This window comes from Pseudomonas sp. SDO5591_S426, assembly GCF_054070755.1.
Map to the genome: position 1 here is coordinate 1 of NZ_JBSVXD010000100.1, position 22,486 is coordinate 22,486.

The window sequence follows — 22,486 nt, forward strand, 5'->3', positions numbered from 1 at the left end:
AATCGTCATCGCGGGCAAGCCTTGCTCCTACAGGTCCCCGCCTACCCATCGACTGTGGGACAATGCCCGCCACTTTCAGCCATACCCGAATCGACCACTGCCATGACCACCCCCCGCACACCCAAACCTGCGCGCAAGAAGCCTGACTCCGCGACCCCGGCCAAAGCCGCGGAGCCCCGCGAAAAGGCCAGCCTGCATCCGCGCAACCGCCACCAGGGTCGTTACGACTTCCCGGCGCTGATCAAAAGCACGCCGGAACTGAAGAAGTTCGTGATCATCAATCCGTATGGCAAGGAAAGTATCGACTTCGCCAGCCCGGACGCGGTGCGCGTGTTCAACCGGGCGCTGCTCAAGGCGTTCTATGGCATTGCTCATTGGGATATTCCGGCGGACTACCTTTGTCCACCGGTTCCGGGCCGTGCCGATTACGTGCATTTCCTGGCTGACCTCCTGGCCAGCGTCAACGACGGCAAGATCCCACGCGGTGCGTCGGTCAATGTTCTGGATATCGGTATGGGCGCCAACTGCGTTTATCCGCTGATCGGTCACAGCGACTACCGCTGGCACTTCCTTGGCTCGGAAATCGATCCAACTGCCGTTGCTTCTGCCAAAGCCATCGTCCAGTCCAACGGGTTGAACAAGGCCATCCAGTTGCGTCAACAGACCAATCCCAAGCACATCCTGCTGGGCTTGCTGGAACCTGGCGAACGCTTTGACCTGACCATGTGTAACCCGCCGTTCCATGCCTCGATGGCCGAAGCGACCAAGGGCAGCGAGCGTAAATGGCGCGCATTGGGCCGCGCCGATCCGAAACGCAAACTGCCGGTGCTGAACTTCGGTGGGCAGTCAGCTGAATTGTGGTGTGAAGGGGGCGAGGCACGTTTCGTGACGCAATTGATCGCCGAGAGCGCGAATTTCCAGCATAAAGTGCTGTGGTTCAGCACCCTGGTCTCGAAAGCCTCGAACCTGCCAGCCATCGAGACGGCACTGCACAAGGCCGGCGTACTGGAAAGTCAGGTGGTGGAGATGTCTCAAGGGCAGAAACAAAGCCGATTCGTCGCCTGGACCTTCCAGACCAAATCCGAGCAGCAAATCTGGCGCCAAGAGCGCTGGACACGCTAAAGCAGAGTCACTGCGCGGCCTCTGTGCAGGAGCTGCGGAACGCTGCGATCTTTTGATGTTGATTTAAAACAGGATCGCAGCCTCGTTTCACTCGCCAGCGCCTACAATCGCAGGCACAAAAAAACCGTGCCCGGATTGCTCCGGCGCACGGTTTTTTTTATCGCTGCGTCTTACTTGTTCACAGCGTCGGTCAGGCCTTTGGCCACAACCAGCTTGATCACTTTCTTTGCAGGGATTTCGATGGCAGCGCCAGTCGAAGGGTTACGGCCGGTACGGGCAGGACGCTCGGTCACTTTCAGTTTGCCGATACCTGGCAGAGTGATTTCGCCGCCGTTTTCCAGCTGATCAGCAACGATTTGGCCCAGTTGGTCCAGAGCGTTACGCGCGGTGGTTTTTGGCGCGTCGATAGCTTCAGCGATGTCGGCGATCAGTTGGTCTTTAGTAAGAGCCATGTAGTGTTCCTTCCCTATCAAATTCATATGGATTGCAGAGTGCAGTGTCAGCCATCGAGCCCGATCTTCTGGATCTGGCACCCTCGGCGATAACCGCGACGAGTCGGGTTATAGATACCGAAATCAGGGTTTGGTTCGACCTGACAATTGCTGACTGCACGCTTAACGCAGTGACTTCGCGTAAGACCGGGCAAAACTAGCACAGAGACGGGGAAATATCCGCCTCTAGCTACCCATTTGGTCAGCTTTATTGCTCTAAATCGGGAAAAAAATGCATAAGCGCCGCCGGTCGCCCGGGATTTGACCTTCGCAACGCGCCAAAACCAGTGGTTGCGGTACACTTGGCGCTTTTTCGGGGAGCTCGCCCTGCTCTCTCCAACCAGCCGCCCCCATCAGCCGAGAAGCCCATGCCGATCCGTCATTGCATCGTCCACCTGATCGACAAAAAACCCGACGGCACGCCCGCAGTTCTTCACGCTCGCGACTCTGAACTGGCCGAGTCCGCCGCCATCGAGAACATGCTCGCCGACCTCAACGAGAGCTACAACGCCAAGCAAGGCAAAGCCTGGGGGCTGTTCCATCCGGAGTCCGGTGCCTTTCCATTCAGCGGCTGGCTGAAGGAATATCTCGAGGGTGGCCAAGACTTCACTGCCTTCAGCCGTGTGGCGGTGGAACACCTGCAAAAGCTGATGGAAGAATCCAACCTTTCGGTCGGCGGCCACGTGTTGTTTGCTCATTATCAGCAAGGCATGACCGATTACCTGGCCATCGCCCTGCTGCACCACAGCGAAGGCGTGGCAGTGACCGACCAACTCGACGTAACTCCGTCCCGCCACCTGGACCTGGGCCAGTTGCACCTGGCGGCGCGCATCAACGTCTCCGAGTGGCAGAACAACAAACAGTCCAAGCAGTACATTTCCTTCATCAAAGGCAAGAACGGCAAAAAGGTTTCGGAATACTTCCGTGACTTCATTGGCTGCCAGGAAGGCGTCGACGGCCCGGGTGAAACGCGCACCTTGCTCAAGGCGTTCAGCGATTTCGTTGAAAGCGAAGACCTGCCGGAAGACGACGCCCGCGAGAAGACCAAAACCCTGGTCGACTATGCCAGCAGCCAGGCCAAACTCGGCGAGCCCATGGGCCTGGAAGAACTGTCCGGTTTGATCGACGAAGAACGCCCGAAAGCCTTCTACGATCACATCCGCAACAAGGATTACGGCCTGTCGCCGGAGATCCCGGCCGATAAGCGCACCCTGAATCAGTTCCGCCGTTTTACGGGCCGCGCCGAAGGCCTGTCGATCAGCTTCGAAGCGCACCTGCTGGGCTCAAAGATCGAGTACGACGAAGAAGCCGGCACGCTGATCATCAAAGGTCTGCCGACCTCGCTCACCGACCAGCTCAAGCGACGCAACTGATGCTTGGCAACGTACTGAAGAAATTCCTGCTGATCCTGCTGGTGGTTTTGGTCTATCAGAACTGGGGCAAGATCGAGCGGGTGTTCAACCCTTCGCAAGTGGTGTCCGAGCAGACTCAGGCCAAAGCCAACGTCGTGCTCTACGCCACCGAATGGTGTGGCTACTGCAAACTGACCCGGCGTTTTCTCGACCAGAAAGGCATTCCGTACAAGGAATTCGATATCGAGAAGGATGCGGTGGCGCGCAAGGACTATGAAGCCCTGGGTGGTGGCGGCATTCCAATTATCGATGTGAACGGAACGCTGATTCGCGGGTATGACCCGGACGCGATTCTGGCGGCGCTGAAATAATCATGCGGGAGCGAGCAAGCTCGCTCCCGCAGGGGATTTTCAGCAGGCTTCGATGCGAAAACCAAACCGCGGAAAGTGCACATGCACCACGCCGCCACGTTCGTCCTCACGACGCACGATCAACTCTTCGCGACCGGCAAACAACAACTCGCCCTTCACCGGATCAACGCCATAGTCCGTAGCGGCGATCACCACCTGCTGACCCGCCTCGAACCCGTTTGGATCAACGAACTGCTCATCCGGCAATGCCGCTGGCGTGGCATTGCGCGCAACGTCCAGCGCTTCCTCGGATGTCATCTCGCTGGATGCGCCATGACCAAAGCCCAGCACCCGTGCGTGCCACGCAGTGACTGCCGGGTATGCGTCGACCAATGGCGCAGTGACCGGTGTAGCCTTGAGGAACCACAAGGAATGCGCCAGGGCAAAGTCGGCAATCGACGGCTCGCCAAACAGGAAGTCGCCCTGCTCGCGCTGCAATTGCAGTTCCAGGCGCGACATGATGGTGGGCCACTGATGCTTGGCCAGCTCGGCAGACAGTTTTGTCGCACTGCCACCGCTGAACAATCCGGCGCGGTCGGCGAGAAACGCCTTGATCGCTTCCGGCGGCAAACTACCGAAGCGCACAGCGACCGATTCCGGCTGAAACACCAGGCTGACCGCATGCTGAAACACCACCGAATCGGCCCATGTGGCGAACGAAGCGGCGATCATTTCCTGCCCTTCCGGGAAGAACGCCGGCAGGGCTTTTTCCTGTTCCAGTCGACGGGCAATCAACGCTGTATCGCAATAAATATCCGCGCCGATCTGCAACACCGGGGTCTTGCGGTAACCGCCAGTCAGCGCCGTGAGATCAGGTTTTGGCATCACCGGGGAAATCTTCACCGAGCGCCAGGACAGTCCCTTGAAACCCAGCAGCAAGCGGGCTTTTTCGGCAAAAGGGGACGTCGGGTAATGATGAAGAATCAACTCGGACATGCTCGGCTCCGCCGCAAAGATCAGGAATCCGCAGCTTAGCGCGCAATCACTTGGCAGCCTACAGATCTGCCTGATGGGAACCAATCAGTCAGATTGATAAGCCGGCAGCGGCGCTCGCCACCAGACATTCCTTGGCGCTTTTCCTGAGTTTTTTGATCAGCCGTTCCTGGCGCAACGCTTCGCTTTTGTCGCGACAGGCTTCGGTGTAAACCAGCGCCATGGCCGGGCTGGAAAGAAAGAAGCGTGCGCCCTTGCCACTTTGATGCTTGGCGAAGCGACGCACGGGATCGTCACTGATCCCGCAATAAAGCGAACCATTGGCCGCGCGCACGAGGTAGACGAACCAGGGTTTGCTCGCGGGTGTTTCGACGTCGGCAGGGTTTTCGCTGAGGGAGGTCACGTGACGATCAGGGCTTGAAAGGAAACAAGCCGCGATCTTATCAGCGACTGGCCTGAAATGCCTTCAGCCCCTTCAGGGCCTGAGCGCGGACGGCGTTGCGCACCAAGGGTGTCCAGCCGAGCAGCAATCCCTTGAAACCCAGGGCCTGACGCGACCAGGTCCACATATTGAAGCTGTCGTGATGCTCGCAGATCTTGCCGTCGCGGAAGACGAAACGTGCCTGAATGTCGTTGACCACGATATTACCGGTCTGGCTGAACAGATAGGTCGCGACCCAATGCGCGCCGCCGGTGCGCTCGTCAGCACGAACGTTGTCGAAGGTCAGGGAAAAATCCTTGGCCCGGGTGGTGAGCATGCGCCACATATCGCCAGCCTCACGACCGCGAAGCTCTCCGAACGCCGGATCGCTGAACACCACGTCATCGGTGTAACAGGCCGCCATGGCCTCGGCATCCAGACGCTGGAAGGCTTGGTAAAAGCGGGTGATCAATGCGCTGTGGGCTTCACTCATGTGCAGGCTCCCTGGGTTGCAAAATGGCTTCGTGAGATTGCCTGCACGATAGTCTGCAACCGCATCGAACACTATCGGCATTCATGAAGAAAATAACGCAATTGCTTGCTCAGCCATTGCTAGCAGGCCATTCCGCTTTCACGGGCGTAGGAAAAAAGATCGACATCAGTGGAAACGCCGAGCCTGTGCATGGCCATGTTTTTCTGTTTGCTGATGGTCGACACACTGCGCTTGAAATGACCGGCGATTTCGCTGACGGTCATACCGCTGGCCAGCATGCGCACCACTTCATACTCCTTGGCCGACAGCGGCGACTCGTGCAACTTGCTGCTGGAATTGGCCAGCAGCGTACGCAGTGACTCACTGAGATAGTGACGCCCCTCCTCCACGGCGTTGATTGCCAGAGGCAAATCGGTCGCCGATGCAGTTTTGGCAACAATGGCCATGACCCCTTGAGCCAGTGCGGCCCTTGCCGTCACCACACTGTTAAACATGGTCACCAGGATGATGGGCAGATCGGGGTAGTAGCGTCGAACGGCACTCAACATTTTCAAGCCATCGGCCTGCTGCCCACCCGGCATGGAGAAGTCAGTGATCAGCAGATCGCAAGGCGTGTTTGAAAGCATATCCATCAGGCTGTCGGCTCCATCAGCCTCACCGACAATCACGCATCGCCTACAGGCATTGATGAGTATGCGCAGTCCGACAAGAACGACGGAATGGTCGTCAGCAATAACGACTCGCATTGTGGGATACCTCCTGCAAATGACGGAAAGGCCCGGAAAATAGCGCCGTTCTTTGCTTTCCCACAACGCCCCGGAAAAACGTCCTACCTCGCGTCATCAATGTAATCAAGGGTCTGGCTTTTTACCGCGCAAACAAACAGAAAACTCCTACGCCGATCCGCGCATACGGCTACAGAAAAGAGTGCAAAACCCTTAGTGCACGTCGAAAGGAATCGTCAGGGATTCCGCAACACCTGTTCATAAACCCTGCCGCGCTTTTCGTATTTGTTGCATTCCAGCCGCTGCTCCCACCGGATTTAATTGCGCCTCCTCATTCTCGATCAGTCATCCGAGTGATGCCGACGGATCTTTGTTCGAAACAATCAACGGGACGCCTCATAACGATGTCTTTTTCCTTTTCGCGTTATCTGCTCAGTACCGGTATCGGCGCTATTGCACTGCTGCTGGCAGCCCAGGCAAAGTCCGACGGCATGGTCCCCAGCACCTCCGTAGTGATCGTCAATGAGGACGACGGCGAGGCGTCAGTGACGGTGACCAACACCGATGCCAGCCTGGCGTTGCTGCACGTCACCCTTGAACACATTCCGGAGGACAACGAGCCCCTGGTATTCGTGACCCCGCCGCTGTCACGCGTCGAGGCGTCCAAAACCCAACTCGTGCGCTTCATTCTGCAATCGGAAAAGCCCTTGCTCACTCAACGTTTGAAGCGAGTGATTTTCGAAGGCATTCCTCAAGGTCAATCAGCCCCAGAAGCCGGACATGCCAAGGTCGGCGTGACAGTGCGGCAAAACCTGCCGTTGATTCTTCATCCCAAGGGCCTGGCGACCAATCGCACCCCGTGGACCGACCTGCAATGGTCACTGAAGGACGGCCAACTGACGGTGCACAACGACACGCCGTATGTCGTACGACTGGCTCAGGAGCTGCAGTTGCTACCATCCGCTGGCGGCGCGATGTTGCCAAAAACATACGTGTTGCCCGGAGAACGGATCAGCGTTGCCGTGCCGGCAGGCGACGTTACTCGGGTGCGCTTCCAGCCGGCCACTGTCTATGGCTTTGCGGTGCCGCACTACGAGGCGCAGGTCAAGCCATGAAGCGAATCTGAAGCCGCCAACGCACCAGCATCCCCAAGTGAACCCATGAACACAGTAACGATTTACCGTGACAGCGAAGCCGTGCCCGCCATTCGGGTCAGTCGCCCGCCTCTGTTCCGCCCTTGGGCCAAGGTAGCGCTTGGGCTGGCCAATTCTTTGGTACTTGTCGAGGCTTGGGCGGGTGCCATCGTCGAAAAGCCGTTGCTGACGTCGTTCGACAAAAAAACCCTGCAGCAACGTGGCATTGATCCGGCCCTGGCCGCACTGTTGCTGGTTGCACCGCGCTTCACCGTCGGCCAACACCCCGTCACCCTTACAGTCAACGGTCAGCGTCGTGGACGGGCGGACGCGGCGATCAATGCTGACGGCGATGTGTGTTTTGATCGTGCCCTGCTCGATGCAGCAAACCTGAACGTGCCCGCCGTCCCCCAAGTAAACGACAAGCGCTGTTTCGATGTGCTTGGCACCTGGCCGCAAACGCTGATTGAACATGATCCGGCAAACCTTGGCCTTACCCTGATCGTTCCCACCGACGCGATCCGTCCGGCTTCCCGGGACTTTTCCGGCTATCAAACCGGTGGTGTTGCCGGTGTGCTCAACTACGACGTCAACAGTCTGTACAGCCTCAATGGCGACCAGTCGAGCCGCTACATGTCGGCCAACACCGAAGTTGGTTTCAACGCCGGAGACTGGATCGTGCGCAGTCGTCAGGTGCAGACCTGGCAGGAGGATGTGACCCGCACGAGCCATCTGGCAGCGTATGCCCAACGCACGTTCGCCAGTCATGAGACGGTATTGCAGGCCGGTCAGATCAACCTTTATAACCCGGTCCTCGCCGGTGCGCAGATTACTGGCGTGCAGGTCATGACCGAGCAGGCTCTGCAAGTCGAAGGACAAACGGCGATCATCGAAGGGATTGCGCGCAGTCAGGCGCAGATCGAGGTTCGGCAGAACGGTTCGCTGATTCACTCGACAGTGGTGCCCGCCGGCCCGTTCTCGCTGAACGATGTACGCCGGCTTAACAATCGCTCCGATGTTGAGGTGACGGTAAAGGAAGACGACGGCAATGAGCGGCGTTTCACGGTGCCCGCCGCGATGCTCGGTATCGGCCTGCCCGCGCCTGGCTATTCGCTGGCTGTCGGTCAGGTGCGCAGCACTGGTGATGCACGGGACGGCAATCCATGGGTAATCAGTGGCGGGTGGAGCGGCGCACTGGATCCACAGCTACTGCTCAGCGCAGGCCTGACGGGTGCTGCCGACTACCGTGCGGCAGGCGTCAGCCTGGGTCTTCTGCCATCGACCGAAACGCAGATCCAGACCTCTCTTCTGAGCGCGCAAGCCGCAGGTAACGAGCCTGCAAAGGGACTTCAGGCTGACCTGAGTGTTTCCCATCGCTTCAACGATCAGTGGTCGCTCAACGCGGGAAGTTCCTACCGGACCTTCGGCTATCGCGAACTCGAAGACACAGTGCTCGATAAGAAGTCCGACGGCAGCAAGTCCCGCTACCGCGACCAACAGAGCGCCGCATTGACCTGGTCACACCCAAACTTCGGCGCATTCAGCAGCGGCATCAGCCGCTCCAGCTCATTCGACGGCCAAAGCAGCAACCGCGCCCTGGCGTCCTGGGGCACCAACATTGCCGGGGTGTCTGTTTCGGCGACCGCCGAATGGCAGGTCAGCGGCTCAAAGCGACGTGATGACAGCGTGTACCTGAGCCTGAGCATTCCCTTGGGCGAGAGCCGTCGAGCCCGAACGTGGGTACGCAATACCGGTGGCGAATACCGCAGCGGCGTTGGCCTGAACGAGCGGGTCAATGATCAATTCGGTTACCGCATCGGCGTCGAACACGACACCCGAGACAAGCAAGTGCAGTCCTCTGCCGGTGTTTCTTTGTTGCCGCGCTACAGCCAGCTGGACCTGAGTTACACGCGCTCCGATACCGAACGCTCCAGCTACATGGGCGGAGCCCGCGGCGCTGCCGTGCTGCACGGCGGTGGCTTGACCCTGTCGCCCTATTCGGTGCGTGACACCTTCGCGCTGCTCTCGGTGGGTGATCTGGATTCGATCAAAGTAACCACACCCAGCGGGCCGGTCTGGACCGACTGGCAAGGTCAGGCGGTGGTCTCCCAGGTCTCGGCTTATGGCCGCAGTGCGGTGGAAGTCGATACGCGTTCTCTGGCGCGCAATGTCGATATCAACAACGGGCTGGCGGTAATTTCAGCCGGGCGCGGTGCCGTCGACAAAGTCGAATTCGGGGTCACGCTGACCCGCAGAGCCTTGCTCAAGGTCACCACAAGTGACGGCGCGCCGTTGCCACGTGGCGCCATGGTGAACACCGCGGACGGCGAGTTTGTCACGCTGGTTCAGGACGGCGGCCTGGTGTTTCTACCCAACGTCCTCGCTACCGGCACGCTGTGGATAACTACCCCAGGGATGGATCGCTGCCAACTCGACTTCGAGCTGCCGGCCAAGGCCGACACCCAGGCGTACTACGAGACCGCCGCCGCTCAGTGCCGAGCCCTTTGAGGATGACTTCATGAACCTGTCCCGCCATTTATTACCGGTACTCGTCCCCCTGACGCTGTTCGGCTTTACACCACAGGCCTGGTCACTGCCCGACGACTGTCGGCTCGACATAAGTCAGCCGGTACTCGATTTCGGTCTGATGAACCGGGCGATACGTCTCGACACCACACCTGTGCGCAACCTGGGTGAACGCCGCTTGAGCCTTAGCCTGAGCTGTGCACAACCCACCGACATGAGCCTGTTCTATCGAGCCATGGCGGCGACTGCCGAGCGCTATCACTTCGCCGAACACGGCAACTATGAAATGCGGATCAGCAATGGCGTACTCGATGGTCGCCCGGTGGATCTGGGGCTGATTTCTGCTGCCGGTCAAGCCCCTGTGCAAACCGCTTCGAGTGTTATCTGGCGCCCCGAGCACGGGATCGTACCGACAAGCGCCGGTGTACCCATCCGGGGCCACAATTTTTCGGCCCAACTGGAAGTCACTTCCTGGGTCCAGGAACAAGCGATGCAGGTGCGTGATGCGCTCACGTGGGAAACCACGGGTGTTTTCGATGCCGTCGCTGCGGGCCGATCCCGAGAGGCCACCCTGCGCGCCAGCTTTGCACCTGGGGCCTGCGAACCCGTGTTGTCCAATGCCGGCCTGGTCAACTTCGGCACCTTATCGCGGAGCGATTTGAATGCCGACAAGAGCACCCGGTTGCCCCCCAAAACCTTGTCGTTAAAGGTCGGCTGCGACGCGCCAACTCACTATGCCCTGGTGATGCATGACAACCGCGCCGGCTCGGCGACGGTCAACAGCGAGATTTACTATGGCCTGAGTATTGATAACCGCCACAACAAAATCGGTCTGTATTCGCTGAATGTCGACCCTGTCGATGTCACCGGCGACACCTTCCCCCGCCTGTATCGAACCGACTCCACAACCGCTGGGGCAGCCTGGAGCCCGGCCAACTCGAATCCGATTCCCATCGGCCAGAAAAGCTACCTCGGCTTTACCAATGTCGCAGGCAGCACTGCCGGCCCGATCGCGATCCAGAACCTCACCACCACGGTGACAGTGAACGCGGTCATTGCCCCCACCAAAAACCTGGACCTAAGCACGGCCGTTCAGCTGGACGGGTCGGGGACGATCGAAGTTTTTTACCTGTAACACCCAACCTACCTTGCCGGTCCCGGGGCGCATTCCCGTGCTCCGGGCCTGGCAAGGACAACAACAATAGAAAGGAAGATCCAAAATGAAAAAATACATCGCCGCACTTTCGACTACCGCCCTGATCAGCGTCGCGCCTTATGCCCTCGCTTCGTCGACTGATCTGATCGTCACCGGCACCATCACCCCGGTCGCGTGCACACCGAGCCTGTCCAACGGAGGTATCGTGGACAACGGCAAGATTTCGGCAAAGGACCTCAAGCCAACCCTGGACACGCTGGTTGGCAAGCATCCGCTGCAATTGACCGTAACCTGTGATGCACCGGCTCAGTTCGCGCTCAACCCAATCGATAACCAGGCAGGTACCGAATCGGCAAGGACGTGGTTCGGTCTCGGGCTAACCGATGCTGGCGAAAAACTGGGCTGGGTTCGGGTTGAGGTCAAAAACACCATTGCAGATGGAGTAGTGGCACATGCAATTGATTCCGACGATGACGGTAAAACCTGGAAGCGCACCTGGGTCTCCAGCCCTGGGTATCTCCTGTCGACCGGCTCTGCCACCGACCCAAGCACTCCGATTGCAGTGCAGGCCCTGACGATGGACTTCGAGGTCGAGACCCGTATTGCTCGAGCCGACAGTCTGACCCTGACCGACGAGGTCACGCTGAACGGCTCCGCCACGTTTGAAATGAAGTACCTGTAAGGCAATCCCGCCGGGCCACTCGCAGCATTTTGCGAGTGGCCCGGCATCTATCTACAGACGCACCGATCAGACTTTTTCGCTGACGACCTGTACGTACAACGCACGCCCGGCGCCGAGACCGGCAATGATCGCGCCGCTGCCGATGACCGCGAAAATCCAGCCGATGGCTGACCAGCCGCCGGTCCAGTCATGCACGATGCCCACCGCGAACGGCCCCATCGACGCCAGGGTGTAGCCGAAACCCTGGGCCATGCTCGACAGGTTTGCCGCCACGTGTGAATCCCGCGAGCGCAACACGATCAGAGTCAATGCAAGACTGAACGTGGCACCCTGTCCCAGCCCCAGCACGATCGCCCAACCCCACAAGCCTTCAATCGGCGCATACAGGCAGCCGAACAGGCCGCCGAGGGTCAACGCCATCACAATCAAAATCGCCAGACGCTGATCCTTGCCGCGAGTCGCCAGCCACGGCGCCGCCAGGGAGCTGATCAGTTGAACGATCACCGAACCCGACAGCACCAACCCTGCCTGAGTCGGGGTAAGACCACGACCGATCAGGATCGACGGCAACCAACCGAACACGATGTAGGCCAATGACGATTGCAGGCCCATGTACAAGGTCACTTGCCAGGCCAGCGGGTCGCGCAGCAAACCGCGAACGCGATAAGCAACGTTGTGCGCACCGTGTTTCTGGCCGACTTGCGGTAACCAGAACACTGCGGCGGCCAGCGCTGGAATCACCCAGAAACCCAGGCCCAAGGCCCAGCTCTTTTCGAAGTGTTCACTGAGCGGCACGGTCGCCCCCGCCGCCATCGCTGCGCCCAGGCACAGGGCCATGGTGTACACGCCGGTCATGGTGCCGGCCTGTTTCGGGAAGTCGCGCTTGACGATGCCCGGCAGCAGCACACCGATCACGCCGATGCTGGCACCGGCCAGCACACTGCCGGCGAACAAGCCGATTTCGCCAAACGAGCTGCGCAGAATGATACCGCCCGCGAGTGTCAGCAGAATGCCCAGCACCACGCGCTCGGCGCCGAAACGTCGCGCCAGCAGCGGCGCCAGTGGCGCGAACAGGCCGAGGCAAAGCACTGGCAATGTTGTCAGCAAACCGGCCTGGGAGGCCGACAGACCGAGGGATTTCGACACTTCGCTGAGCATCGGTGCCATGCTCGATAACGCCGGGCGTAGGTTCAGCGCCACCAGCACCAGGCCCAGCAGCAACAGCCATGGCCGACGCAAGGCCGGGTGGGGTTGCTGGACCTGTTCGTCATCGGCCTCAGCGTCGATCAGCAGCTCTTCCAGCTCCGCCGCGCGCTTGGTTTCTGCGATCTTGCCTTGGTTGCTGGGCATGGTGTTCTCGGTTTCAAGGTTCATTGATCAACTGCCTCGACAGCGCTTTGGCCCGTTCCGGGTCACGTTGTTCGACGGCATCGAGCAGTTCGATGTGCAGGTCGAACACTTCCTGGCGTCGGGGAGTGATGTTCAGGCAGTGGCGTAATTGCGCACCGACCACGCTGGAAAAATAGCGATACAACTCGCTGAGCGTCGGATTGTGCGCGGCGTCCACCAAGCGGCGATGGAACACCAGATCGCAAGCGATGTAGGTGTCGAGGTCGCCGTGATAGTGACTGCCGCTGACACCCAGTGCTTCGCGCAGCGCCACCAGATCCTCATCGGTGCGACGCAACGCAGCCAGGCCGATGGCCTCGACTTCGAGGATGTGCCGGGTCTCGCGCGCCTGCTCCCTTGAACAACTGGAGAGCGCCTTCAGGGTGTCCAGCGGATCAACCACCGCGCGCAGATAACTGCCGTCGCCCTGGCGGATCTCGATCAGCCCGGAAAACGCCAATACGCGCATGGCTTCACGCACGGTGTTGCGGCTGATGCCCAGCTCTGCCGACAGCTCAGGCTCGGTGGGCAAGCGCTGGCCGACTGTCCAGACGCCTTGGGTGATGCGCAGGCGCAACTGATCCAGGGCCTGATCGACCAGGGACCGTTTAACTAATGGAGAAATTTCAGACATAAGACTCGCCCTTTCATCCAATCATAGGATGAATTTTCTGACATGTTAGTCAGCTCCGTGTAGGACGGCAACCGCCTACGGTCATAGGGCAGGAAAGGAGCAGGATTTTCGACTGGTAAAAATTACCCTTTGAGGGTAATTTTAAGAGAAGGTTAATTAACGCTATGGAAAAGCACACACCCCATTACGACTTGGCGGTGATCAGGGAAGAAGTGCGCAGACTCGGCAGCGATGCATTTTCAATGACCGCTCGAGAGGGCGGCCGAAGAATGGGGCTGAGTCTGCCGCAGATGCTACGAACCGTTTATTTGCTTGAATTCCGGATGCTGCATAAATCGATGACGACCTATGCCGATCATCGAATCTGGCAAGACGTCTATCACACAACATTTCTGGATCGGGAGATTTACATCAAGGTGACTTATCGCCCGGGCGGTAGGCATCCAGTAATCTCCTTCAAGGAGAAAAACCAATGAAAACACAGCAATGCGTCAGCTGCGGCAGTCTCGACGGAATGCGGCACTTTGATGGACGCAGTTTCACTGTTGACTACAAACAGGCAGCACGACGGGTACACGACATTGCAGGCTGGGAATGCCAGGTCTGTGGCGAGATCGAATTCGATCATGACACCGACAGCGCCGAACGTTACTCCAATGCAAGCGATCGCCTGCTTGAAGACTACTTCCAGGTCATTGCCAGCGAGATGAAACGCATCCGCCGCAAACTGCACCTCACGCAGAAGGAAGCAGTGAAGCAACTCTCTGGCGGCGGGCACAATGCCTTTTCCCGCTATGAGCGCGGCGAGCTAGCCCCACCACAACCCCTGCTCACATTGATGCGCCTGCTGGATCGTCACCCTCACCTGCTCGCCGAAGTACAAGCGATGAACGAAGGTACCGAATTGCGGGAGTTACTGGCCGAGCGCTTTCCTGAGCACGAAACGGCACAGATATCCTGAACCAGACTCCAGGCAAAAATAAACCCGGAACTCAGTCCGGGTTTATTTCACTGCCAAGTGCCAATCAATGCAAAATCTGGCTCAAGAACAGCTTGGTCCGATCATTCTGCGGATTGTCGAAGAAGTCGTTCGGCGCAGCCTGTTCGACGATTTCACCCTTGTCCATGAAGATCACGCGGTTGGCCACGGTGCGGGCGAAGCCCATTTCGTGGGTCACGCAAAGCATGGTCATGCCGTCTTCGGCCAGGCCGATCATGGTGTCGAGCACTTCCTTCACCATCTCCGGGTCGAGCGCCGAAGTCGGTTCGTCGAACAGCATGATTTTCGGTTTCATGCACAGCGCACGGGCGATCGCCACACGCTGTTGCTGACCGCCGGACAGTTGCCCCGGATACTTGTGCGCCTGCTCCGGAATGCGTACGCGTTCCAGGTAGTGCATGGCGATTTCCTCGGCTTTGCGCTTGGGCATCTTGCGTACCCACATCGGCGCCAGGGTGCAGTTCTGCAAAATGGTCAGGTGCGGGAACAGGTTGAAGTGCTGGAACACCATGCCGACTTCACGACGGATCGCTTCGATCTGCTTGAGGTCGTTGGTCAGCTCCACGCCATCGACCACGATGCGGCCTTGCTGGTGTTCTTCCAGACGGTTGAGGCAGCGGATGGTGGTGGACTTGCCGGAACCCGACGGCCCGCACAGGACGATACGCTCGCCTTGCTTGACGTTGAGGTTGATGTCCTTCAGTACGTGAAACTGGCCGTACCACTTGTTCACGCCCTGCATCTGAATAATGCCTTCAGGGCTCACAGGCTGTTTGATTGCTTCGCTCATAAAAGAACTCCTAACGCTTGTGGCCAGTGTCGAGCTTACGTTCCAAATGCATGGAGTAGCGCGACATACCAAAACAGAAAATCCAGAACACCAGGGCTGCGAACACATAGCCTTCAGTGGCCATGCCCAGCCATTTCGGGTCGGCGGCGGCTTGCTTGACGCTGTTGAGCAGGTCGAACAGGCCGATGATGATCACCAGGCTCGTGTCCTTGAACAGCGCAATGAAAGTGTTGACGATGCCGGGGATCACCAGCTTCAGGGCTTGCGGCAGAATCACCAGGCCCATGCTGCGCCAGTAACCGAGGCCCATCGCCGCAGCCGCTTCGTACTGACCTTTAGGGATCGCTTGCAGGCCACCGCGCACCACTTCGGCCACGTAGGCCGACTGGAACAGGATCACGCCGATCAGCGCCCGCAGCAGCTTGTCGAAGTTCATGCCTTCAGGCAGGAACAACGGCAGCATCACCGAAGACATGAACAGCACCGTGATCAACGGCACGCCGCGCCAGAATTCGATGAAGGTCACGCAGACCACACGAATCGCCGGCATGTTCGAACGACGGCCCAGCGCCAGGACAATCCCCAGCGGCAACGCGCCGGCGATACCGACGGTGGCGATCACCAGGGTCAGCATCAGGCCGCCCCACTGGCTGGTCGCCACGGCAGGCAAGCCCAATACGCCGCCGTGCAGCAGGCACCAGGAAATGATCGGGTACAGCACCAGGAAGCTCAGGCCGTATACCGCTTTACGCGGGAAGCGCGAAATGAACAACGGTGCCACGCCAATGACCGCCAACCACACGGTCAGGTCCACGCGCCAGCGCAGTTCCGGTGGGTAGTAGCCGTACATGAACTGGCCGAAACGCTGCTGGATGAACACCCAGCAGGCGCCGTCCTTGGTGCAGTCGGCGCGGGTGGTGCCGACCCAGTTGGCGTCGATGATCGCCCACTGCAGGATCGGTGGAACCACCAGGTAGATCAGGTAAAACGCGAACAGGGTCAGCAGGGTGTTGAGCCAACTGGAGAACATGTTCGCGCGCATCCACGCCACCACGCCGATGCTGCTGCTCGGTGGGGGCATGTCAGGTTTGAAAGTATGAGTACTCATGCGCTTTTCCTTACCGCTCGATCAGCGCAATGCGCTTGTTGTACCAGTTCATCAGCAGGGAAATGCTGATACTGATCGCCAGGTACACGCTCATGGTGATGGCAATCACCTCGATCGCCTGCCCGGTCTGGTTCAGCACCGTACCGGCAAACAACGACACCATTTCCGGATAACCGATACCGGCCGCCAGCGAGGAGTTTTTCGCCAGGTTCAGGTATTGGCTGGTCAGCGGCGGGATGATCACGCGCAGGGCTTGCGGGATGATCACCTTGCGCAGGGTCGGACCGTTGCGCAGGCCGAGCGAGTGCGCCGCTTCGGTCTGGCCATGGCTGACCGACTTGATGCCCGAACGCACGATCTCGGCGATGAACGCCGCGGTGTAAACGGTCAAGGCCAGGGTCAGTGCCAGCAGCTCCGGGATCAGTACCCAGCCACCGACAAAGTTGAAGCCTTGCAGCTTCGGCATTTCCCAATGCACCGGCGCGCCGAAAATCAGTGCGCACAAGGCCGGGATCACCAGGAACAACGCCAGGCCGACCCAGAACTTGTGGAACGGTACGCCAGTCGCTTCGAAGCGCTTGGTGGCCCAGCGGTTCATCAGCACGATGGCGACGATGGCGACCACGACGCTGATCACAAACGCCCAGAACCCGTCGGCCATCAGCGCGGCCGGCATGTTCAGGCCACGGCTGCTGACGAAGAAGGTGTCACCGAAGTTGTGGCTGTTGCGTGGTCCCGGCATGGTCAGGAACACGGCGAAGTACCAGAACAGGATCTGCAGCAGCGGCGGAATGTTACGGAAAACTTCCACATAAACTGTCGCCACTTTGGCGATGATCCAGTTCTTCGACAGCCGTGCCACACCGACGATGAAACCGAGGATCGTCGCCAGGATCACGCCAATGAAGGTCACGAGCAGGGTGTTGAGCAGACCGATGACAAACACTCGGGCATAGCTGTCCGATTCGGTGTAGTCGATCAGGTGTTGAGCGATGCCGAAACCGGCACTGCGCTCCAGAAAGTCGAAACCGGAGGTAATGCCCCGGTGCTGAAGGTTGGTTTGCGTGTTGTCGAACAGAAACCAGCCTAACGAGACCACCCCGATAATCGTGATGATCTGGAATACCCACGCACGCACTCGTGGATCGCTGAGGCTGAGCCTCTGCTTTGGTGCGCCGATTGAATTTTGCATGAAGTGCCCCGGAAATAATGGAACAGAACATCACCCGGTGGTTGGCCCACCGGGTGATAGAACCATCAGCGCACTGGTGGTGCGTATTGGATGCCGCCAGCGTTCCACAAGGCGTTCAGCCCGCGGTCGATTTCCAGCGGAGTGTTCTTGCCGAGGTTTTTCTCGAACACTTCACCGTAGTTGCCGACTTGCTTGACGATCTGTACGACCCAGTCTTTCTTCACTTTCAGGTCTTTGCCGTATTCACCGTCGGTACCCAGCAGACGGGCTACGTCCGGGTTCTTGGTGGCCTTGGCTTCAGCTTCGACGTTCTTCGAAGTGATGCCGGCTTCTTCAGCGTTGAGCATGGCGTAGCCAGTCCAGCGCACGATGGCCAGCCACTCGTCGTCGCCATTACGTACGACCGGGCCCAGAGGTTCTTTGGAAATGGTTTCCGGCAGAACCACGTAGTCCTTCGGCGAAGCCAGCTTGCTGCGCTGGGCGAACAGTTGGGACTTGTCGGAGGTCAGCACGTCGCAACGACCGGATTCCAGCGACTTGGCGCTTTCATCGGAGGTGTCGAAAGTGATCGGGGTGTATTTCAGACCGTTGCCGCGGAAGTAGTCGGAAACGTTCAGCTCGGTGGTGGTACCGGCCTGGATGCAGATGGTCGCGCCATCCAGTTCTTTAGCGCTTTTCACGCCCAGCTTGTTGTTTACCAGGAAGCCGATGCCGTCGTAGTAAGTGATGAAGCCCGGGAATTTCAGGCCCATGCCCGCGTCACGGGAGCTGGTCATGGTGGTGTTGCGCGACAGAATGTCGATTTCGCCGGACTGCAGCGCGGTGAAGCGCTCCTTGGCGTTCAACTGGCTGAACTTGACCTTGGTCGCGTCGCCGAAGACGGCAGCGGCAACAGCGCGGCAGTAGTCAGCATCGATACCAACGATCTTGCCGGTGGAGTCTGGAACCGAGAAGCCAGGCAGGCCATCGCTGACGCCGCACTGTACGAAACCTTTCTTCTGCACTGCATCCAGAGTCGCGCCCGCCTGAGCGAACCCACTGACGCCGAGTACTGCGGCTGCAGTCACGACTGCCAGGGTGGATTTCAACATCTTCATTCAAACCTCCAGTTTTGCTCTTGTTGTGTCGGAGCGTGAGTCCAGTCGCACCCTTTTGAGGCGTTGTTGACCCGTGTTGGCTTTTTTGAGGGTCAACCGACGTAGGACCGTAGCCATGAGTCTAGTAGGAGAAAATCCACATAATGGACAACTCACTTCTCACCAATCGGCCGAACGGGCTGTAGCCCTTTCACGTTCGCGAAGCCCGTAGCGGCCGCTGGCGAACATCCATCACCGGATTTTGTAATCCCACCACCAACCTTGGCCTGATAGTGTTACCGACAGACGTGGGATTATTCGTACAGACATCGCCATAGCAAAGCCCGTACCACACCGGCCGCTAAAGCGGTTAAGCGACAGGTCAATAGCAAAAGTTGTAGCCTTGCGACATCTTCGTAACTGATCAACCAGACGCGCACTGAGACTTCGCACTCAATCAGAGCGCACGCACAAAATTGGAGCAGACATGACCGAGCCCTTGATTCTTCAGCCCGTAAAGACCGCAGACGCCTGCGTGATCTGGCTGCACGGCCTGGGCGCCGACCGCTACGACTTCCTGCCGGTAGCCGAAGCCCTGCAGGAAACCTTGCTGAGTACCCGATTCGTTCTACCCCAGGCACCGACCCGCGCCGTCACCATCAACGGCGGCTACGAGATGCCGAGCTGGTACGACATATTGGCCATGAGCCCGGCGCGCGCGATCAATCGCGAGCAACTGGAAGCGTCTGCGGATCGGATCATTGAATTGATCGAAACGCAGCGAGCCAGCGGAATAGACGCCTCGCGAATTTTCCTGGCAGGTTTTTCCCAGGGTGGCGCCGTGGTGTTTCACACCGCATTCCTGAAATGGCAGGGACCACTCGGTGGCGTACTTGCCCTCTCTACTTATGCGCCGACTTTCAGTGATGAACTGCAATTGTCCGCCAGCCAGCAACGTATTCCGGTGCTTTCGCTGCACGGTCAGTACGATGACGTGGTGCAAAACTCGATGGGCCGCAGTGCCTGCGAGTATTTGAAGCAGCATGGTGTCACCGTGACATGGCAGGAATACCCAATGGGCCACGAAGTGTTACCCGAGGAGATCCGCGACATCGGCGTCTGGCTCGCCGAGCGCTTGCGATAAGCCTTTTATGTTGATTTCTTTGCTTAAAAGCACCCTTTGATCCATCCCACTACGCCGCGCCCGATTCTTGCATTACACTGGCCGGCGTACATTCCTTAACCAATTGATGAGATGACCGTGCTCAAAGCACTCAAGAAAATGTTCGGTAAAAGCGAGACTGAGCAACTCGCGCCAGTCCCCAGCGCTCCGTCTCACACCCCCAGCCACCGCACCGACGGTAATCAGCCTGGCCGGACCGCCCCCGCAGCGGCACCGAAACACGAGCCGGCCATCGAGCCAGCGGCGCAAACAGTGGCCGAACAACCGCGCAGCGAAACGCCCAAGCCAGCCAAGCCGCGCCGCGAACCGAAGCCAAAAGCTCCGGTCATCCCATGGAAACTCGAAGACTTCGTCGTCGAACCCCAGGAAGGCAAAACCCGCTTCCACGATTTCAAACTCGCTCCTGAATTGATGCACGCGATCCAGGACCTGGGCTTCCCGTATTGCACGCCGATCCAGGCGCAGGTGCTGGGTTTCACCCTCGCCGGCAAAGACGCCATCGGCCGCGCCCAGACCGGTACTGGCAAAACCGCTGCGTTCCTGATCTCGATCATCACCCAGTTGCTGCAAACCCCGCCGCCAAAAGAGCGCTACATGGGTGAGCCACGGGCGCTGATCATCGCGCCGACCCGCGAACTGGTGGTGCAGATCGCCAAGGACGCCGCTGACCTGACCAAATACACCGGCCTCAACGTCATGACGTTCGTGGGCGGCATGGACTTCGACAAGCAGCTCAAGCACCTCGAAGCCCGCCACTGCGACATCCTCGTGGCCACGCCCGGCCGCCTGCTGGACTTCAACCAGCGCGGCGACGTGCATCTGGACATGGTCGAAGTGATGGTGCTGGACGAAGCCGACCGCATGCTCGACATGGGTTTCATCCCGCAAGTGCGCCAGATCATTCGCCAGACCCCACCGAAGAACGAGCGTCAGACACTGCTGTTCTCCGCGACCTTCACTGAAGACGTGATGAACCTGGCCAAGCAATGGACCACCGACCCGTCGATCGTCGAGATCGAATCGCAGAACGTGGCCAACGAAAACGTCGAGCAGCACATCTACGCGGTGGCTGGTGCCGACAAATACAAACTGCTCTACAACCTGGTCAACGACAACGGTTGGGAGCGGGTGATCGTGTTTGCCAACCGCAAAGATGAAGTGCGACGCATCGAAGAACGCCTGGTGCGCGATGGCATCAACGCCGCGCAACTGTCCGGCGACGTGCCGCAGCACAAACGCATCAAGACTTTGGAAGGCTTCCGCGAAGGCAAGATCCGCGTGCTGGTGGCGACTGATGTTGCCGGCCGTGGCATCCACATCGACGGCATCAGCCACGTGATCAACTTCACCCTGCCGGAAGTGCCGGACGACTACGTCCACCGCATCGGTCGTACCGGTCGCGCCGGTGCCGACGGCGTGTCCATCAGCTTTGCCGGTGAAGACGACTCCTACCAGCTACCGTCCATCGAGGCGTTGCTGGGCAAGAAAATCAGCTGTGAGACACCACCGACGCATCTATTGCGGGCGGTTGAGCGCAAACGTCCATAACGGACGACTTGCAGAAAAGGCGCAGCCGGAAACGGACTGCGCTTTTTTTTCGTCTGGTTTTTTCAGCAGGAGCTTGCTCGCGATAACTAAAAGTCCATAATAGACAAATTAGTTTATATCCATCCCCGGAGCCGACCATGTCCAGTACGCCTCATGTGATCAATCAAGCCCAGGCTCGCGAATTGCTGGCGCAAGTCGACGTGCCGCAGATCCTGCGCAAAATGTTCCGTGACCTGGCGACCGGACAAGCCGTGCAACCGGCGCAGCAACTGGTGGAATTTCCGCAAGGCGCCGGCGACTTCATCAACTACCTGGGCGTGCTGGCCGAAGACGGCGTTTACGGGATCAAGACTTCGCCGTACATCGTCCGCGAGCAAGGCCCGCTGGTGACGGCGTGGACGCTGCTGATGTCGGCACAGACCGGCCAGCCGCTGCTGCTCTGCGATGCCGGTGAACTGACCACAGCCCGCACCGCCGCGACTACCGCAGTAGCGGTCGACGCTCTCGCGCCGCTCACCGCCACTCGCCTGGCCATCATCGGTAGCGGCAAAGTGGCCCAGGCGCATCTGCACTACGTGAAGCATCTGCGCGACTGGCAGAGCATCAGCCTGTACGCGCCGAACCTGAGCGATGATGTTGAAACCGCGACCCTGCTGAAAAGCATCGAGCCGCGCCTGAACATCGTCGACAGTCGCGAAGCCGCCGTTCAGGACGCCGACGTGATCATGCTCTGCACCTCGTCCGCTGGCCCGGTGATCGATCCATCGAGCCTGAACAAACCGGCCCTGATCACCTCGATCAGTACCAACGCCCCACGCGCCCACGAAGTGCCGCCGCAGAGCCTCAATGACATGCAGGTGTTCTGTGACTATCGCCTGACCACCCCGGGCTCGGCTGGCGAAATGCTGATTGCCGGTGAACAGCATGGTTGGGACAAGAGCGCGATTGTCGGCGATCTGGCGGACCTGATCAGCGAGAAGATCCAGCGTCCCGACTACGACCGTCATGTGTTCTTCCGTTCGATTGGTTTGGGCCTGGAAGACATTGCGCTGGCGAATGCGATCTACCAACTGCAGCGCTAACACCACAACCCCTTGTAGGAGCTGTCGAGTGAAACGAGGC

General features: G+C 59.0%; 23 protein-coding genes. 12 read left to right on the top strand and 11 right to left on the bottom strand.

The annotated features are described in order from the left end of the window. The first annotated feature begins 102 nt into the window (after positions 1-102). Positions 103-1,122, top strand: a complete 1,020-nt coding sequence (gene rlmF, locus ACW9JC_RS18875; protein WP_457456764.1) for a 23S rRNA (adenine(1618)-N(6))-methyltransferase RlmF — start codon at positions 103-105, stop codon at positions 1,120-1,122. A 170-nt stretch (positions 1,123-1,292) separates the two neighbouring features. On the opposite strand, the gene ACW9JC_RS18880 is transcribed toward rlmF, so the two are convergent. Then, positions 1,293-1,574: an HU family DNA-binding protein gene (locus ACW9JC_RS18880; protein WP_003221909.1), complete on the bottom strand. Its 282-nt coding sequence runs from the start codon at positions 1,572-1,574 to the stop codon at positions 1,293-1,295. A 407-nt stretch (positions 1,575-1,981) separates the two neighbouring features. Between ACW9JC_RS18880 and yejK the strand changes: the two genes are divergently transcribed. Beyond that, positions 1,982-2,986: a nucleoid-associated protein YejK gene (yejK, locus tag ACW9JC_RS18885; RefSeq protein WP_338582834.1), complete on the top strand. Its 1,005-nt coding sequence runs from the start codon at positions 1,982-1,984 to the stop codon at positions 2,984-2,986. Next, complete coding sequence (locus tag ACW9JC_RS18890; RefSeq protein WP_457456767.1) at positions 2,986-3,336, top strand: glutaredoxin family protein; 351 nt, start codon at positions 2,986-2,988, stop codon at positions 3,334-3,336. Before yejK ends, ACW9JC_RS18890 begins: the two co-directional genes overlap by 1 nt. Positions 3,337-3,375: 39 nt before the next feature. Here the strand turns inward: ACW9JC_RS18890 and ACW9JC_RS18895 are convergent, their stop codons facing one another. From ACW9JC_RS18895 to ACW9JC_RS18910, 4 genes are all read right to left on the bottom strand, one after another. After that, the gene (locus ACW9JC_RS18895; protein ID WP_457456769.1) at positions 3,376-4,311 is read right to left on the bottom strand and encodes a glutathione S-transferase family protein; all 936 of its coding nucleotides are present in this window, start codon (positions 4,309-4,311) and stop codon (positions 3,376-3,378) included. Positions 4,312-4,399: 88 nt separating this feature from the next. Then, on the bottom strand, positions 4,400-4,711 hold the full coding sequence (locus tag ACW9JC_RS18900; RefSeq protein WP_457456771.1) for a GIY-YIG nuclease family protein: 312 nt from the start codon (positions 4,709-4,711) through the stop codon (positions 4,400-4,402). A gap of 40 nt (positions 4,712-4,751) precedes the next feature. Beyond that, positions 4,752-5,222 (bottom strand): nuclear transport factor 2 family protein, encoded by a 471-nt coding sequence (locus tag ACW9JC_RS18905; protein WP_448109211.1) that lies wholly within the window; start codon positions 5,220-5,222, stop codon positions 4,752-4,754. Between the two features lie 119 nt (positions 5,223-5,341). Next, complete coding sequence (locus ACW9JC_RS18910) at positions 5,342-5,968, bottom strand: response regulator (protein ID WP_457456795.1); 627 nt, start codon at positions 5,966-5,968, stop codon at positions 5,342-5,344. Positions 5,969-6,351: 383 nt separating this feature from the next. On the opposite strand from ACW9JC_RS18910, the gene ACW9JC_RS18915 reads away from it, so the two are divergent. The 4 genes from ACW9JC_RS18915 (at position 6,352) to ACW9JC_RS18930 (ending at position 11,444) form a co-directional block, all read left to right on the top strand. Further along, positions 6,352-7,062 (top strand): fimbria/pilus chaperone family protein, encoded by a 711-nt coding sequence (locus ACW9JC_RS18915; RefSeq protein ID WP_457456773.1) that lies wholly within the window; start codon positions 6,352-6,354, stop codon positions 7,060-7,062. 45 nt (positions 7,063-7,107) lie between these two features. Beyond that, a complete protein-coding gene (locus tag ACW9JC_RS18920; RefSeq protein ID WP_457456775.1) occupies positions 7,108-9,588 on the top strand; it encodes a fimbria/pilus outer membrane usher protein in 2,481 nt (826 codons plus the stop codon). Between the two features lie 10 nt (positions 9,589-9,598). Continuing rightward, the gene (locus ACW9JC_RS18925) at positions 9,599-10,741 is read left to right on the top strand and encodes a DUF1120 domain-containing protein (RefSeq protein WP_457456777.1); all 1,143 of its coding nucleotides are present in this window, start codon (positions 9,599-9,601) and stop codon (positions 10,739-10,741) included. Between the two features lie 85 nt (positions 10,742-10,826). After that, positions 10,827-11,444, top strand: a complete 618-nt coding sequence (locus tag ACW9JC_RS18930; protein WP_457456779.1) for a DUF1120 domain-containing protein — start codon at positions 10,827-10,829, stop codon at positions 11,442-11,444. Positions 11,445-11,510: 66 nt separating this feature from the next. On the opposite strand, the gene ACW9JC_RS18935 is transcribed toward ACW9JC_RS18930, so the two are convergent. After that, the gene (locus ACW9JC_RS18935) at positions 11,511-12,818 is read right to left on the bottom strand and encodes a CynX/NimT family MFS transporter (protein WP_457456782.1); all 1,308 of its coding nucleotides are present in this window, start codon (positions 12,816-12,818) and stop codon (positions 11,511-11,513) included. After that, positions 12,808-13,467 (bottom strand): FadR/GntR family transcriptional regulator, encoded by a 660-nt coding sequence (locus tag ACW9JC_RS18940; protein ID WP_416126320.1) that lies wholly within the window; start codon positions 13,465-13,467, stop codon positions 12,808-12,810. Before ACW9JC_RS18940 ends, ACW9JC_RS18935 begins: the two co-directional genes overlap by 11 nt. 164 nt (positions 13,468-13,631) lie before the next feature. Between ACW9JC_RS18940 and ACW9JC_RS18945 the strand changes: the two genes are divergently transcribed. Further along, complete coding sequence (locus ACW9JC_RS18945; RefSeq protein ID WP_457456784.1) at positions 13,632-13,943, top strand: type II toxin-antitoxin system MqsR family toxin; 312 nt, start codon at positions 13,632-13,634, stop codon at positions 13,941-13,943. Continuing rightward, on the top strand, positions 13,940-14,428 hold the full coding sequence (locus tag ACW9JC_RS18950) for a type II toxin-antitoxin system MqsA family antitoxin (protein ID WP_457456786.1): 489 nt from the start codon (positions 13,940-13,942) through the stop codon (positions 14,426-14,428). The genes ACW9JC_RS18945 and ACW9JC_RS18950 overlap by 4 nt, the downstream gene beginning before the upstream one ends. 64 nt (positions 14,429-14,492) lie before the next feature. On the opposite strand, the gene ACW9JC_RS18955 is transcribed toward ACW9JC_RS18950, so the two are convergent. The 4 genes from ACW9JC_RS18955 to ACW9JC_RS18970 form a co-directional block, all read right to left on the bottom strand. Next, positions 14,493-15,257: an amino acid ABC transporter ATP-binding protein gene (locus ACW9JC_RS18955; RefSeq protein ID WP_003178331.1), complete on the bottom strand. Its 765-nt coding sequence runs from the start codon at positions 15,255-15,257 to the stop codon at positions 14,493-14,495. Positions 15,258-15,267: 10 nt separating this feature from the next. Further along, positions 15,268-16,365, bottom strand: coding sequence for an amino acid ABC transporter permease (locus tag ACW9JC_RS18960; RefSeq protein ID WP_338582854.1), 1,098 nt, complete (start codon positions 16,363-16,365; stop codon positions 15,268-15,270). Between the two features lie 10 nt (positions 16,366-16,375). After that, positions 16,376-17,557: an amino acid ABC transporter permease gene (locus tag ACW9JC_RS18965; RefSeq protein ID WP_338582855.1), complete on the bottom strand. Its 1,182-nt coding sequence runs from the start codon at positions 17,555-17,557 to the stop codon at positions 16,376-16,378. Between the two features lie 65 nt (positions 17,558-17,622). Next, positions 17,623-18,654 (bottom strand): amino acid ABC transporter substrate-binding protein, encoded by a 1,032-nt coding sequence (locus ACW9JC_RS18970; protein WP_150702904.1) that lies wholly within the window; start codon positions 18,652-18,654, stop codon positions 17,623-17,625. 466 nt (positions 18,655-19,120) lie between these two features. Between ACW9JC_RS18970 and ACW9JC_RS18975 the strand changes: the two genes are divergently transcribed. From ACW9JC_RS18975 to ACW9JC_RS18985, 3 genes are all read left to right on the top strand, one after another. After that, entirely contained in the window at positions 19,121-19,777 is a 657-nt protein-coding gene (locus tag ACW9JC_RS18975; RefSeq protein WP_457456789.1) for an alpha/beta hydrolase, read from the top strand. Positions 19,778-19,888: 111 nt separating this feature from the next. Then, positions 19,889-21,364 carry an ATP-dependent RNA helicase RhlB gene (gene rhlB, locus ACW9JC_RS18980; RefSeq protein WP_457456791.1) on the top strand — a complete coding sequence of 492 codons (1,476 nt, stop codon included), beginning with the start codon at positions 19,889-19,891 and terminating at the stop codon, positions 21,362-21,364. A 137-nt stretch (positions 21,365-21,501) separates the two neighbouring features. Continuing rightward, positions 21,502-22,446 (top strand): ornithine cyclodeaminase family protein, encoded by a 945-nt coding sequence (locus ACW9JC_RS18985; protein ID WP_457456793.1) that lies wholly within the window; start codon positions 21,502-21,504, stop codon positions 22,444-22,446. The last annotated feature ends 40 nt before the right edge of the window (positions 22,447-22,486 follow it).